This is a genomic window from uncultured Maribacter sp., from assembly GCF_947496775.1.
GTDB lineage: Bacteria > Bacteroidota > Bacteroidia > Flavobacteriales > Flavobacteriaceae > Maribacter_B.
Genome location: NZ_CANMDU010000053.1, coordinates 1 through 511, shown reverse-complemented (window position 1 = coordinate 511; position 511 = coordinate 1). Strand labels below are relative to the sequence as shown.

The window sequence follows — 511 nt, the reverse complement described above, 5'->3', positions numbered from 1 at the left end:
AACTAAATATTTATATAAGCTATTCATTGTAGTTTTTTATTATCTGAAAAAATAGTAACCATTACTATTGAGGCATTGCTAGATTAGCATCCATAGTAAAAGGTATAATAGTAGTCGTTAGACTATTTGATATTTTTACTGTTGAAGTAGAATTAATACCCAAATGATTTCCAGTAAATGTAACTACCCCTGAAGGTGGCATTACAAAAGTTCCGTCATCAGAATCAAAAACAGGTGTTGTGTTACCAACATCCCAACTAGTATTCAACGTTAAAAAAGCCCCTGCTGAAATAGTCGCACGGCCCGTTCCTACTCTAAATGATTGTAACTCTACAGTAACTATAGATCCCGCAGGTGCTGTATAAACTCCTGTAAAAGGGTCAAAAGTTATTATAGCTGCTGCTTGTACTGTTATTATTGATGTAGCTATGTAATTACCATCTTGTGTAGTTACCGATATAGTTGCCGTACCGGCTGATACGCCTGTTACCACTCCAGCAGTAGAAACCGT

General features: G+C 36.0%; 1 pseudogene. It reads right to left on the bottom strand.

The features are described from left to right. Nucleotides 1-64: 64 nt before the first annotated feature. A pseudogene (locus Q0856_RS18040) lies at nucleotides 65-511 on the bottom strand (hypothetical protein); the annotation flags it as partial.